Below are 13,997 nucleotides of genomic sequence, written 5' to 3'. Positions count from 1 at the left end.
AATCTAACAAGCAAATTGAAGAAAAGTAGGGATTAAATTGTTCGAATATTTTGAAGGTCATGTCACAATTGTGACACCCAATTTTGTTGTGTTGGATGTTGCTGGAGTTGGATATAAACTGTTAACGGCTAATCCATACAGGTATCAAGAAAATAACGACAAATTAGTCCGAATTTATGTGTATCAAGCTGTACGAGAAAACGAAATGGCGCTGTACGGGTTTATTGATCAAGCGGAAAAACAATTGTTTGAAAAGTTAATCAATGTTTCAGGGATTGGGCCTAAGAGTGCCTTAGCAATTTTGGCCAATGAAGATCATAGTGGTTTAATCAGTGCGATTGCCAATAATGATTCCAGCTACCTGACTAAGTTTCCAGGTGTTGGTAAAAAGACAGCTTCACAAATTATTCTGGATTTAAAGGATAAAATTACGTCGTTAGATCAAACTGATAATGTTATTGTTGCATCAACAACTAATAGCTCTGATCCAGTCGAGTTATTAGATGCACTTGCTGCATTAGAAGCATTAGGCTATCGTAGTAAGGAAGTCGAGCGTATTGCAAAGAAGTTGCGGGAATTACCGCAAACTTCAACGGATGAATATCTCAGTCATGGACTGACACTATTAACTAAGTAGACGAGAGGAGCGGATGAAGTTGGGTGATGATCAACATTTATTATCAGGTGAAACGACTGATCAGCAAGAAAGTGTTATTGAGACATCACTGCGTCCGCAGCACTTATCCGATTATATTGGGCAATCTAAAATAAAACATGAGTTAACGGTTTATATTACAGCTGCGACAGCACGAAATGAATCATTAGATCATGTCTTATTATATGGCCCACCAGGATTAGGTAAAACAACGCTAGCAATGGTGATTGCAAATGAAATGCAAGTCAACATTCGAACAACAAGTGGGCCTGCAATTGAAAAACCGGGTGATTTGGTGGCTTTGTTAAATGAACTTGAGCCGGGCGATGTTTTATTCATTGATGAAATTCATCGGTTACCTAAAATTGTTGAGGAAATGCTCTATTCTGCCATGGAAGACTTCTTTGTAGATATTGTGGTCGGACAAGGCCCGACTGCTCATCCGGTCCATTTTCCGCTGCCACCATTTACATTAATTGGGGCAACGACAAGGGCCGGACTATTATCGGCACCATTACGTGATCGGTTTGGAATCGTGGAACACATGGATTATTATCAGGTAGCAGAGCTGGAACAAATTATTTTTCGAACTGCCTCAATTTTTCAAACTAAAATTGAAACTGCTGGTGCTCATGAATTGGCTTTACGTTCACGTGGCACTCCTCGAATTGCCAATCGATTATTAAAGCGGGTTCGTGATTTTGCTCAAGTAGATGGGAAATCGGCTGTTGATCAAACGGTTGTTATTTCTGCATTGAATTTGTTACGGGTTGACAATATGGGACTTGATGAGACAGATATTAAACTATTGACGACCATGATTAATTTTTATCAAGGTGGACCAGTAGGATTAAACACATTGGCAGCCAATATCGGTGAAGAGGCAGATACGATTGCTGAAATGTATGAACCATATTTATTACAAATTGGTTATATCAATCGCACGCCACGTGGTCGCATTGTGACAGCGGCTGCCTATCAACATCTTGGAATTGATTTGCCACAAACTAAAGGAGAATAAAAAATGTCTGAATTAACAGTTGATGATTTTGACTACGATTTACCACATGAATTAATTGCCCAAACTCCAATCAAGGAACGCGATGAATCACGCTTATTAGTATTGGATCATAAAACGGGGGCAATGCAAGATAAACATTTTTATGATATTTTGGATCAACTGAATCCAGGGGATGCAGTTGTTATGAATAATTCACGTGTGTTACCAGCTAGAATCTATGGTATTAAACCAGATACTGGTGGTCATGTGGAGGTATTGTTATTAAACAATACTGAGGGTGATACATGGGAAACATTGGTTAAGCCGGCAAAAAAATTAAAAATTGGTTCTCAAATTTCTTTTGGAAATGGTGAATTAACGGCGACAATCAAGGAAGAATTAGATCATGGTGGTAGGATGATTGAATTTCACTATGATGGAATTTTCATGGAAGTGCTAGAAAAATTAGGTGAGATGCCGTTACCACCTTACATTAAAGAAAAACTTGATGATCCTGAACGATATCAAACGGTTTATGCAAAGGAAAATGGTTCTGCTGCAGCACCAACAGCGGGGTTACACTGGACAAAAGAGCTCTTACAAAAGGTCGAGGCTAAGGGTGTTAAACTCGTATACTTGACTTTACACGTAGGTTTAGGAACATTTAGACCGGTGGATGAAAAAAGAATTGAAGACCATAAGATGCATAGTGAGTTTTACCGCTTAGATGAAGCAGCTGCTAAAACACTAAATGAAGTTCGACAAAATGGTGGCCGTATTGTGGCCACAGGGACAACATCAATTAGAACGTTAGAGACAATTGGTAGCAAGTTTGATGGTGCAATAAAGGCAGATTCAGGTTGGACTGACATTTTCATCAAGCCAGGATATGAGTGGAAAGTTGTCGATGCATTTATTACTAATTTTCACTTACCTAAATCTACGTTAGTGATGTTAGTGGCTGCTTTTACAGGTCGCGATAAGATTTTAAATGCTTATCAGCATGCCATCCAAGAGAAATATCGTTTCTTTAGTTTTGGTGATGCAATGTTTATTAAATAACGGAGGAATTTATGGAACCAGCAATTAAATATCGGCTGATTAAAAAAGATAAGCATACAGGAGCGCGATTAGGCGAGCTAATTACGCCACACGGAACTTTTCCGACACCTATGTTTATGCCTGTGGGAACGCAAGCTACCGTCAAAAGTATCTCCCCTGACGAATTAGATGAGATGGGAGCAGGAGTTATTTTGGCCAACACGTATCATCTATGGTTACAGCCAGGAGAAAAATTGGTTGAAGAGGCTGGTGGGCTGCATAAATTCATGAATTGGGATAAGGGGATTTTAACTGATTCAGGTGGCTTTCAAGTGTTTTCATTAGCAAAACATCGTGATATTAAAGAAGAAGGTGTCACTTTTCGCGATCCAGTAAGTGGAAGCAAGATGTTTTTATCACCAGAAAAAGCAATTCAAATTGAGAATGCACTTGGTCCTGATATTATGATGAGCTTTGATGAATGTCCACCATACTTTGAAACATATGATTATATAAAAAAATCTGTTGAGCGAACTAGTCGTTGGGCTGAACGAGGATTAGAGGCACATCAGAACCCGGATTGGCAGGGCTTGTTTGGAATTGTTCAAGGTGCGGGGTTTAAAAAATTACGGCAGCAAAGTGCCCGTGATCTAGTAAGCTTGGATTTCCCGGGGTATTCAGTTGGCGGTTTATCGGTTGGAGAATCTAAAGAAGAAATGAACCGTGTATTAGAGTTTACAACCCCACTTTTACCTGAAAATAAGCCACGTTACTTGATGGGTGTTGGAACAGCTGATTCACTGATCGATGGTGTTATTCGAGGAATTGACATGTTTGATTGTGTTTTACCAACCCGAATAGCAAGAAATGGAACTTGTATGACTTCTCACGGACGATTAGTAATCAAAAATGCAGAGTATGCGCGTGACTTTGGCCCGTTAGACTCCGAATGTGACTGTTATGTATGTCGTAACTATAGCCGGGCTTATATTCGGCATTTAATTCATGTTAACGAGACATTTGGTATTCGATTGACAAGTTACCATAATTTATACTTTCTCAATCATCTAATGCAAGATTTGCGTCAAGCAATTGCAGATGACCAAGTATTAGAATTTCGCGAAATGGTATTTGAAAAGTATGGTTTTAATCAATTAAATGCACGAAATTTTTAAGATAGTTGGTAATTTATATGAATTTCTGATAGAGTATAACCTATAATGTTTTTGAAAGGGTGTTAATTAGATGCAAGGAATGTCTGGAATTTTAATTATTGTTGTTATGGTGGCATTGATGTACTTCATGATGATTCGACCACAGCAACGTCAACGGAACAAACATCAGGAAATGGTTAGTAAACTAAAAAAGGGTGACAAAGTAATTACAATTGGGCGCCTTCATGGTGTGATTGATGAAGTCAACAATGCTAATAAAACGGTTGTGTTAGATTGCGAAGGAATCTTTTTGACTTTTGATCTCGCTGCAATTGCTAGTGTTACACCTGCTACAACAGAGGAACAACCTGCTGTTGAGACTACGTCAACTTCTGATGCTGCAGCTACCAGTGAAGCAACTGTCGATGAAAGTCAGTCAGCAGATGCTGAACCTGAAAGTGCTGCTAGTGATTCAGAAAAGTAATTTCATTTAAAATTTAATGTATATTGAGGCTGTGACTTGTTTGTCGCGGCTTTTTTGATAGCTTTTTTAGAAATTGAATTTTGATGGTAATATTTGTGTATGTTGTTTGTTTAGTAGTAGGATGCGCAGAAACTGTTACTGGATAACTTTTTTGCTATAATTTACCTCAATTGGTGGTGATTAGATGGCTGAATTTATGGAACAACCATTGCAAGTCGATGATTCTCGTAAAATTATTCATATTGATATGGATGCTTTTTATGCGTCTATAGAGATGCGTGACCACCCGCAGTGGCGTAATCAGCCTTTGATAGTTGCCAAGGATCCACGAAAAACAGGTGGACACGGTGTTGTTACAACTGCTAATTACATTGCTAGAAAAGCAGGTGTTCATTCCGCTATGGCGGCTCAGAAAGCATTAGAACTTGCCCCAAAAGCTATTTTTAAAACGCCTGATTTTACAATTTATCGGCAGGTTTCTGCTCAAATTCATGCTATTTTTCACGAGTATACTGATAAAATTGAACCAATTGCTTTTGATGAAGCATACCTTGATGTAACCGAAAATAAATTGCAAATTGATAGTGCTGTCCAATTAGCACATCAACTGCAAGCTGAAATTTTTGAAAAAACGCATTTAACGTGTTCAACGGGAATTTCATATAATAAGTTTTTGGCAAAATTGGCATCAGACTATCGTAAACCAGTGGGTGTAACGATAATTAGACAAGCTGATGTTCACGATTTTCTAATGCAGTTGCCAATTGAAAAATTTAGAGGTGTTGGGAAGAAAACAGTGCCTAAAATGCATGATTTAGGAATTAAGTCAGGACAGGAGTTGTTTGCATTAAGTGAAGGAACGTTAATGCAGCATTTTGGAAAGTTAGGATATATTTTATTTAGGCGGGTACGAGGCATTGACGATCGACCAGTTGAATATCAACGTGATCGTAAGTCGATTGGCAAAGAGAGGACCTACACCCAGTTACTGGTATCTGATGCGGAAGCCAGTGTTCAACTAAAAAAAATTGCACAGATGGTATCTGATGCTTTAAGACAACAGCAGAAACATGGAAAAACCCTAGTTTTGAAGGTTCGCTATCAGGACTTTACAACAATTACTAAGCGAATTACGCAGGTTGAATATATTGAAAATTCAGAGGAAGCAATTTATTTTCTTGCTAATCAGATTATGGAAGAACTTCAGGCGTCGTCACAAAAGATTAGATTATTAGGTATTACAATGACTAACTTGGCTCCGTTAATGTTTGAAAATATTACTTTACCACTATTTAAACAGTAAGCTGCTTTGAAACTGGTACAGATAACCTGTATACTAAGGAACGATCAGTATATATAGCATTAAGTTGCTAGTACAAATTAGAGGAGAAATTAAGATAATGGATGTACAGAGCCAAATCTTTGCACAAATTAAAAAGTATTCAAAAATTATAATTCATCGTCATCAACGTCCTGATCCTGATGCGATCGGATCACAAGTTGGTTTAGCAGAGATATTGCGTGCTTCTTTTCCGTATAAGGAAATTTCGATCGTTGGTAAACAAATTGCTGGGTTTAACTGGATTGGTGCGATGGACGAGATTGACAACGATGCGTTCAACGATGCATTAGTGATTGTGGTGGATACTGCCAACGCTCCACGGATTGATGATCGACGGTTCGATCAAGGGGCTCAATTAGTTAAGATTGACCATCATCCTAATGATGAACCATTCGGTGATATTATGTGGGTGAGAGAGGCCGCTTCTAGTTCGTCGGAATTAATTTTCGATTTTTATGATCAATTTAGAACTGAGCTAACACTTCCACAAAAGGCATCCCATGCATTATTAGCTGGCATTATAGGGGATACAGGACGTTTCTTGTATCCTGCAACCACTCCACATACCATGAGAGTCGCAGCAAGTTTAATGGAAGCAGGTGCTGATGCAGCAGCAATTGGACAACATGAAAACGAGCTCTCATTACCGGTAGCGCGTTTATCTGCCTATGTCTATGAGAACTTGACCGTTTTGGAGCACGGAGCAGCTTATCTAATTTTGACTAACGATATTTTAGCTAAATTTAATTTAGGTGATTCAGGGACTGCTGGTATTGTGCCAATTCCTGGTCGACTCAAGACAGTGCGATCGTGGGCTATCTTTGTTCAGCAAGATGATGGTACTTATCGAGTTCGCATGCGTTCAAAGGATGCTCATATTAATGAAATCGCTAAATTACACGATGGTGGAGGACACCCATTAGCTAGTGGTGCGAAAGCAAAAGATGAGCAGGAAATTAAACAAATTATTGCTCAATTGGATCAGTTAACGATAGAAACACAAAAAGGAGAATAAGTATGGCGGATTCATTTGCAGCATTTAACCTGCAACCATTTATATTAGCCGCAGTTAAGGACCTCGGCTTTCAGACGCCAACACCAGTTCAATCAAAGATTATTCCAATCATTCAAGCAGGTAAAAGTGTGGTTGGCCAATCGCAAACTGGAAGTGGTAAGACACACGCTTTTTTACTGCCAATTTTCAATCAAATTGACGCAACTAAAGAACATGTCCAGATAGTCATTACGACCCCCAGCCGTGAATTAGCATATCAAATTTATGAGGCGGCTAAGCAATTAGCGTCTTTTTCGCCAGTTGAATTTAGGATTCATAATTATGTTGGTGGGACAGACAAGCAACGACAAATTGCGCAATTAAAAAATCACCAACCACACATTGTTGTTGGGACACCAGGAAGGATTGCTGATTTAATCAGCAGTGGAGCGTTAGATATTCATCAAGCACATCAATTTGTAGTAGATGAGGCTGATATGACACTTGATATGGGCTTTTTGGCACAGGTTGATAAAATAGCCGGTGCATTGCCAGAAGACCTTCAAATGATGGTCTTTTCTGCCACGATTCCTGATAAATTACGGCCGTTTCTCCGTAAGTATATGAATAATCCAGTGGTTGAAGAAATCCCTGTGACATCGGTAATCAGTCCAACCGTTGACAACTGGTTGTTGTCAACAAAAAGTAAGAGTAAAAATGAATTGATTTATCAGTTATTGACCATTGGGGAACCTTATTTGGTGCTAATTTTTGCTAACACTAAAGAACGGGTTGAAGAAATTAATCACTATCTGCAGACTAAAAATTTAAAAGTTGCTATGATTCACGGAGGCATTGCACCACGTGAACGTAAGCGAGTAATGCGGCAAGTCCATAATTTAGATTTTCAGTTTGTTGTGGCAACTGATTTAGCAGCTCGAGGAATCGACATTGAAGGGGTCTCAATGGTCATTAATGATGGGATTCCTAATGATTTGGAATATTTTGTTCATCGTGTTGGCCGAACAGGTCGTAATAATATGCCAGGAATTGCAGTGACGCTGTATGAACCAGGGGATGACCAAAAAGTCACTGAGTTAGAACAGATGGGTATTACATTTAAACCCAAAGAACTTAAAAATAATGAAATTGTGGATACTTATGACCGACGACGCAGAGAAAAACGACAACCGCGACACGATAAACTAGACAGTACCATGCAAGGGTACGTTAAAAAGACCAAGAAAAAGGTTAAACCAGGATACAAGAAAAAAATTAAGTCGGCAATTTCAGAACAGGAGCGACAAAAACGTAAGTTGGAGTTACGCCATGACATGCGCAAAGCGCGGCGAGATAAGAAAAAGAGTAACCGTTGATTTTATTAAATTGGTCAACTATAATATCCATGTTCGGGATATATTTAATAATGTTTATTTTTCAGAGACGTTTTGAATTGCTGTAAAAAACGATTAAATTTATTAAATGCTACCCAGTGATGACAAATGCGACTCAGCATTATCGAGTTTAAGTGGTTAACGAGATCCATCGTTGCAAGCAAAGTGGTACCGCGTCTAATTTCAGGCGTCTTGGCTGGCAATGGTGGATTTTATTATACAAAAAAGGAAAGTGTAGGATTGAATTTATGACAGCATTGAAACAATTATCTAGTAGTGAAGTACGACAAATGTTTTTGGAATTCTTTAAGGAACGTGGACACAAAATAGAACCTAGTGCACCACTTGTGCCAGTTGATGATCCAACGTTACTTTGGATTAACTCAGGTGTTGCGACAATGAAAAAGTACTTTGATGGTTCCGTTGTGCCAGAAAATCCACGACTAGCTAGTTCACAAAAAAGCATTCGCACAAATGATATTGAAAATGTCGGTAAGACTGCTCGTCACCATACTTTGTTTGAAATGCTTGGTAATTTTTCAGTGGGTGATTATTTTAAAAAAGAGGTAATTCCATGGGCGTGGGAGCTACTAACGTCTGATCAGTGGTTTGGTTTTGATGCGGATAAGCTATATATCACTGTTTATCCCAAAGACAAAGAAACTCGTGCAATTTGGGAACAAACCGGTGTAGCTGCCGATCACATCATTGAGGATGAAGATAATTTTTGGGACATTGGTCAGGGACCCTCGGGACCTGATTCTGAAGTTTTCTATGATCGCGGTCAGGAAATGAATAATGTTGCAAAAGATGATGCTGAAAATTATCCTGGTGGCGAAAACGAACGTTATCTTGAAATCTGGAATATTGTTTTTTCACAATTTAACCACACTCCAGAAGATACCTATGAACCACTACCACATAAAAACATCGATACTGGAATGGGATTAGAACGAGTTGTTTCTATTTTCCAACATGCCAAAACAAATTTTGAAACGGATCTTTTTTTGCCACTGATTGAACAAACGCAGACTTTGAGTGATAACAAACAATACGGCAAAAATGATTTGGATGATGTTTCCTTTAAAGTTATTGCTGATCATATTCGGGCGATTACATTTGCAATTGGCGACGGAGCATTACCGTCTAATGTTGGTCGCGGGTACGTAATTAGAAGGTTAATTCGGCGTGCAGTCGTGAATGGAAAGAAATTAGGTATTAATGAACCATTCCTGTTTAAGATGGTGACAACCGTCGGAAAAATTATGCAGTCCCATTATCCAGAGGTATTAAAAAATGCTGATTATATTGCCTCAGTAATTCAATCCGAAGAAGAACGATTTAATGCTACGTTAAATGATGGCTTGGATTTGTTAAATCAAGCGATGCGCGATACTAAAGAAACAGGTAAGACACAAATGTCAGGTAAGACAGCATTTAAGCTGTATGATACTTATGGATTTCCTGTTGAGTTAACACGTGAATATGCTGCTGATGAAGGCATTACGATTGATGAGGCCGGATTTAAAGATGAAATGAAACAACAACAAAATCGTGCTCGCAATGCTCGGGGCAATGGTAAATCAATGGGAGTTCAAAGTGATTTATGGACTGATTTTAAGGCTGAAAGTCAGTATGTTGGGTATGAAAAGCTAGTTGTATCGGATGCCAAAGTATTAGCAATCGCACAAAATGAGCAGATGGTGGATGAAACTAACAATGGTGAACCTGCCGAGGTTATTTTTGAACAAACACCATTTTATGCTGAAATGGGTGGGCAAGTTGCTGATACTGGTGTGATATTGGACAATCAGGGAGTGAAGATTGGCTCTGTGGTAGATGTTCAGCATGCCCCTAATGGACAAAATCTACATTCAATTAAGTTGACAGGAACTTTAAAGAAGGGTGCTCGCTATCAATTAGTAGTTGACCGTCAGCGTCATTTAAAAATTGAAAAGAATCATACAGCAACACATTTGTTAGATCAGGCATTGCGGAATATATTGGGTGGTCATACTCAACAAGCTGGTTCCTTAGTTGAACAACATTATTTGCGGTTCGATTTTAACCATTTCGGTTCAGTAACCAAAGATGATTTGGAGCGTGTTGAGCAAATGGTTAATGAACAAATATGGCGTGAAATTCCTGTGAAAACAGTTGAAACAGATTTACAATCGGCGCAAGATATGGGCGCAATCGCATTGTTCAGTGAAAAATATGGGGATCATGTGCGCGTGGTTAAAATTGGCGATTTTAATACTGAATTTTGTGGTGGTGATCACGTAACAAATACCAATGAAATTGGACTATTTAAAATTGTTTCTGAAGCTGGTGTTGGAGCTGGGGTTCGTCGAATTGAAGCAGTTACTGCTAGTGACGCTTACCAACTACTACATGATCGAGAGAATTTATTGGCTCAAACAGCGGCTATTTTGAAGGCGCCTCAAGTCAAAGAAGTACCACATAAGGTTGAAGGCCTTCAGGATGAGTTAAAGCAATTGCAAAGACAAAATGATAGTTTGCAAGCTAAAATTGCTGCACAGCAAGCACAAGACGTGTTTGCAAACGTTCGAGAAACTAAGCAAGGAACTTTGATTGCTGAACAGGTGCAAGTTGCCGGAATGGACCAAATTCGACAATTAGCTGATTCTTGGCGGGCTAAGAAATTATCTGATGTATTGGTGTTGGCCAATGCAGTTGATGGTAAAGTCAACATGTTGGTTGCGGTTGGCGATGATAAGATCAAAACAGGAATTAAGGCTGGTGACATCATTAAAGCAATTGCACCTGCTATCGGTGGCGGTGGTGGTGGCCGACCTAATTTAGCACAAGCAGGGGGGAAGAATCCTGCTGGCATTGAAAAAGCACTTCAATTAGCCGAACAATACTTGAATGACTAAATCGCAGAACTGATTACAACGGTGTTACGAATCGGTTACATCAATTCATGATGATTGTACTTTCCTTGATGGTTTAGTAAAATTGAGGAGATAAGAGTTGATGGAGGTGTACTAATTGGCAACAGATAAAACGATGTTTTTTGACTTTGGGGACAAAGATCAAAAAGATGTTAAAGATACGTTAAATACAGTTTACCAAGCACTCGAAGAAAAGGGCTATAATCCGATTAATCAAATTGTAGGTTATTTACTTTCGGGAGATCCGGCGTACATTCCACGACTAAATGATGCTCGCAATTTAATTCGTAAACATGAGCGTGATGAGATTATTGAAGAATTGGTTCGTTCATATTTGAAAACTAATGAGGAATCATAATGCGACTAATGGGATTAGATGTCGGATCTAGAACTGTTGGTGTTGCAATTAGTGACCCGCTGGGCTGGACTGCTCAAGGGTTGGAAATTGTTTCAATTAATGAAGAGCAAGAAGAATTTGGTATTGACCGGATTAAATCCTTAGTTAAGCAATACCAAATTGCTGGCTTTGTTGTGGGGTTGCCTAAAAATATGAACAATAGCTCTGGCCCCCGTGTTGAAGCCGCAAAAAATTATGGTCGTCTATTGGAAACCACATTTGGTTTACCAATTGAATATCAAGACGAACGATTAACTACTGTTGAAGCCTCACGAATGCTAATTGAAGAGGCAGACGCCTCTAGAAAAAAGCAAAAGCAGGTTATTGATAAGTTAGCGGCAAGCTTAATTTTGCAAAATTATTTAGATGGTCATGGCAAGTTAACCCAAGAATTGTGAGGAAATGTAATGAGTGAACAAGCACAAAATGAAAATGATGATTTAATTACATTGGTGGATGATGATGGCAATGAAGAACTTTATAAGGTTCTGTTTACATTTGACTCCAAGGACTATGGTAAATCTTACATTCTGTTATACCCTGCTAGTGCTGAAAATGACGATGAAGTTGATATTCAGGCATATGCGTACCAACCAGTCCAAGACGGTAGTGATGAAGTTTCTGAAGGTGAGCTAGAACAAATCGAAGACGATGCCGAATGGGACATGGTTGAAGAAGTTTTAAACACATTTTTAGATGACGATGGTAATTTTGATGTTTAAATAACTAGAATATTAGTGCTAACTAAAAGGATCCGAACAAAATGTTCAGATCCTTTTAGTTAGCACTTCTAATGATATCGTTGTGCCAATTTTTTTGCTTTAGCAGTATTAGCAAAGTGTAGTTTGGCAAATTGATCCAGCGAGTGGCCTTCGCGCAAAAGTTTTGCTGCAATTTGATCAACCGCATTACCCGCTCCAATCGGAAGTGTGATTTTTGCCTGTTCAGTCAATTGATCCATCGCAATTAATGATACGTAACGAGCGATAATGGAAGCTGCCGCTACTGCCAAATGAGCTTGCTCACCCTTAATTTTAAAGTAAACATTTTGTGAAATAATGTTGGGCTGCCCCTTCAGATAGCGATAGTAGGTTGCTGGAGCAACAAACTGATCAATTAAAATTCCATCTGGTTTAGTGGGACTAATTTTATTTAAAACTGTTTGGAGAGCTAGGTTATGACAAAGTGCTTTTAATTGGCCTTGATTGTAGTGCTGCATTAATTGATTATATTTTGTTGGCATTAAGTTGACAACATGATAGGGTAGAAATGTTATTAGTTGTTTTGCCATGCGGATAATTTCGGGATCAGTCACCTTTTTTGAATCTTGAATTCCAAGTTGGCGGACCTGCTCTAAATGCGAATTGTCAACATAAACTGCAGCTACAGTCAAGGGACCAAAGTAACTACCAGTACCTACTTCGTCCGAACCAATGACAGACCAGTTAGCAAAATCAGCAGGGAGACCCGCAGATTCAGTTGATTTATTGGTGGGCTCTTTGCTGATGGCACTTGGTTGCCATATTTTAGATTCGGCTGTAGTATTATTACCTTGAAACATAACTTTTCCTGATCGGTAAGCTGTGATTGTGATGCCATTTTTCTTGGCGCGAAAAATGGCACCATTAGGAGTAGTAACTGTAAATGGTGCATATGTCTTTTGCATCTGATTTAGTTGTGATTTCGAGCATTGTAGAACTTCTCGCATGGTAAAACATCCTTTTTGTTTAATAAAACTAGTGTAGCATATCACGGAAGTGGGAATAAAAAAATGTTCATGCTAAAATAACAATAATTGCGTTAAGCTAGGAGGCTCACATATGAGCAATAATAAAAGATATAAAATAAAAATTGATGGCGAGGAATACACTATTGCCGGTCCGGGTTCTCAAAAAGAAGTTCTGGCAGCACAGCAGCTTGTGAACGAACAAATTGATCATCTAAAAGAAGTGAATCCTGAATTGAGTGCGTTACAACGTGCTAATCTAGTTGCTTTCAATGCGGTGGCAGATCAAATTAGTAAACAACAAGAAATTAATCAAATTAACGGTTCAGAAAGTGGGCAATAAATGATTTTAACAATCGGCATTATTATTGTTCTAATTATTAGCTTTAGCATCGGTCACCATCGCGGATTGGTTCGAATGATTCTTGGACTAGTAGGATATTTAGTGGCATTGGTGGTTGCTAAAACAGGTGCATCGTTTTTAGGTATACAATTGGCAAGTCTATTTCCGATCCTCAAAACATCGACTCAAAATGCGGGTAGTGCACTAAATGATAGCAATGGTAATCAGTTCTTTTATAATGGAGTGGCATTTATTATCATTTTTATAGTGGTGTTATTTATTTGTCGCTGGTTAACACGTCGGTTTAGTTTGGTAACCAAATTGCCAGTTATTCATCAATTAAATGCGATTTTAGGAGGACTAATTAACTTCGTAATCGTCTATATGAGTATTTTTTTCTTGCTAACTATTTTTCAGGTGTGGCCAAGTGAATGGTGGCAAAATCAAATTAATACGTCAGGATTGGCCTCGTGGATTATTAATAATACGCCCGTGTTGTCTCAGCAAGTTGTATACTGGTTGGCTGGGCGTTAAAGTAAAGGAATTAAG

Annotated in this window: 15 protein-coding genes; 14 read left to right on the top strand and 1 reads right to left on the bottom strand. The window is 38.7% G+C overall.

The window, feature by feature from the left end; translation table 11 throughout:
• Positions 1–37: 37 nt before the first annotated feature.
• From ruvA to FFM51_RS04900, 12 genes are all read left to right on the top strand, one after another.
• Positions 38–637, top strand: coding sequence for a Holliday junction branch migration protein RuvA (gene ruvA, locus FFM51_RS04955; protein WP_137597531.1), 600 nt, complete (start codon positions 38–40; stop codon positions 635–637).
• Between the two features lie 13 nt (positions 638–650).
• The gene (gene ruvB / locus FFM51_RS04950; protein ID WP_137597530.1) at positions 651–1,676 is read left to right on the top strand and encodes a Holliday junction branch migration DNA helicase RuvB; all 1,026 of its coding nucleotides are present in this window, start codon (positions 651–653) and stop codon (positions 1,674–1,676) included.
• A gap of 3 nt (positions 1,677–1,679) precedes the next feature.
• Positions 1,680–2,717, top strand: coding sequence for a tRNA preQ1(34) S-adenosylmethionine ribosyltransferase-isomerase QueA (queA, locus tag FFM51_RS04945; RefSeq protein ID WP_137597529.1), 1,038 nt, complete (start codon positions 1,680–1,682; stop codon positions 2,715–2,717).
• A gap of 11 nt (positions 2,718–2,728) precedes the next feature.
• Positions 2,729–3,871 carry a tRNA guanosine(34) transglycosylase Tgt gene (gene tgt, locus FFM51_RS04940; protein WP_137597528.1) on the top strand — a complete coding sequence of 381 codons (1,143 nt, stop codon included), beginning with the start codon at positions 2,729–2,731 and terminating at the stop codon, positions 3,869–3,871.
• 70 nt (positions 3,872–3,941) lie between these two features.
• Positions 3,942–4,334: a preprotein translocase subunit YajC gene (gene yajC, locus FFM51_RS04935; RefSeq protein WP_223875895.1), complete on the top strand. Its 393-nt coding sequence runs from the start codon at positions 3,942–3,944 to the stop codon at positions 4,332–4,334.
• A 184-nt stretch (positions 4,335–4,518) separates the two neighbouring features.
• A complete protein-coding gene (gene dinB / locus FFM51_RS04930) occupies positions 4,519–5,637 on the top strand; it encodes a DNA polymerase IV (protein ID WP_137597527.1) in 1,119 nt (372 codons plus the stop codon).
• 97 nt (positions 5,638–5,734) lie between these two features.
• A complete protein-coding gene (locus FFM51_RS04925; protein ID WP_137597526.1) occupies positions 5,735–6,691 on the top strand; it encodes a DHH family phosphoesterase in 957 nt (318 codons plus the stop codon).
• Positions 6,692–6,693: 2 nt separating this feature from the next.
• Entirely contained in the window at positions 6,694–8,046 is a 1,353-nt protein-coding gene (locus FFM51_RS04920) for a DEAD/DEAH box helicase (protein ID WP_137597525.1), read from the top strand.
• A gap of 266 nt (positions 8,047–8,312) precedes the next feature.
• Positions 8,313–10,964, top strand: a complete 2,652-nt coding sequence (gene alaS / locus FFM51_RS04915; protein ID WP_137597524.1) for an alanine--tRNA ligase — start codon at positions 8,313–8,315, stop codon at positions 10,962–10,964.
• A 115-nt stretch (positions 10,965–11,079) separates the two neighbouring features.
• Positions 11,080–11,340, top strand: a complete 261-nt coding sequence (locus FFM51_RS04910; RefSeq protein WP_307722379.1) for an IreB family regulatory phosphoprotein — start codon at positions 11,080–11,082, stop codon at positions 11,338–11,340.
• Positions 11,340–11,777 carry a Holliday junction resolvase RuvX gene (gene ruvX / locus FFM51_RS04905; protein ID WP_137597523.1) on the top strand — a complete coding sequence of 146 codons (438 nt, stop codon included), beginning with the start codon at positions 11,340–11,342 and terminating at the stop codon, positions 11,775–11,777. Before FFM51_RS04910 ends, ruvX begins: the two co-directional genes overlap by 1 nt.
• 9 nt (positions 11,778–11,786) lie before the next feature.
• Positions 11,787–12,101 (top strand): DUF1292 domain-containing protein, encoded by a 315-nt coding sequence (locus FFM51_RS04900; protein ID WP_137597522.1) that lies wholly within the window; start codon positions 11,787–11,789, stop codon positions 12,099–12,101.
• Between the two features lie 68 nt (positions 12,102–12,169).
• Here the strand turns inward: FFM51_RS04900 and rnhC are convergent, their stop codons facing one another.
• Positions 12,170–13,087 (bottom strand): ribonuclease HIII, encoded by a 918-nt coding sequence (gene rnhC, locus FFM51_RS04895; protein ID WP_137597521.1) that lies wholly within the window; start codon positions 13,085–13,087, stop codon positions 12,170–12,172.
• Positions 13,088–13,199: 112 nt separating this feature from the next.
• Here rnhC and FFM51_RS04890 point away from each other — a divergent pair, with 112 nt between their 5' ends.
• Together FFM51_RS04890 and FFM51_RS04885 are read left to right on the top strand one after the other, a co-directional pair.
• Positions 13,200–13,448, top strand: coding sequence for a cell division protein ZapA (locus FFM51_RS04890; RefSeq protein ID WP_137597520.1), 249 nt, complete (start codon positions 13,200–13,202; stop codon positions 13,446–13,448).
• Entirely contained in the window at positions 13,449–13,982 is a 534-nt protein-coding gene (locus FFM51_RS04885) for a CvpA family protein (RefSeq protein WP_137597519.1), read from the top strand. It abuts the gene before it with no gap.
• Positions 13,983–13,997 lie beyond the last annotated feature (15 nt).

It is taken from the genome of Paucilactobacillus kaifaensis, assembly GCF_005405145.1.
Classification (GTDB): domain Bacteria; phylum Bacillota; class Bacilli; order Lactobacillales; family Lactobacillaceae; genus Paucilactobacillus; species Paucilactobacillus kaifaensis.
The sequence above is the reverse complement of the archived record's forward strand: the minus strand, read 5'-3'. Positions and strand labels throughout refer to the sequence as shown.